Raw genomic sequence first — 252 nt, forward strand, 5'->3', positions numbered from 1 at the left:
GAGACGCTCTACCGCGTCGGTGTCGTCGCTCGTCCATATCTGCGGCATATAGTAGAGCATCCCCGGATCGAAGCGCCCTCCGCCGCCGGAGCAACTCTCGAACAGAACGTCCGGAAACGCCCCCGTCAGCCGCTCCAGCACTTCGTAGAGGCCGAGTATGTACCGGTGCGCCGTCTCCCGCTGGCGTTCCGGCGGTAGCCCCGCAGAGCCGATCTCCGTCATGTTGCGATTCATGTCCCACTTGACGTAAAC

The 252-nt window shown here is 63.1% G+C and carries 1 protein-coding gene; it reads right to left on the reverse strand.

The window, feature by feature from the left end; all coding sequences use genetic code 11:
• On the reverse strand, nucleotides 1–252 hold a 252-nt coding region (locus AB3351_RS23625), incomplete at both ends, for an alpha-galactosidase (protein ID WP_371149555.1).

The organism is Aneurinibacillus sp. REN35, from assembly GCF_041379945.2.
GTDB lineage: Bacteria > Bacillota > Bacilli > Aneurinibacillales > Aneurinibacillaceae > Aneurinibacillus.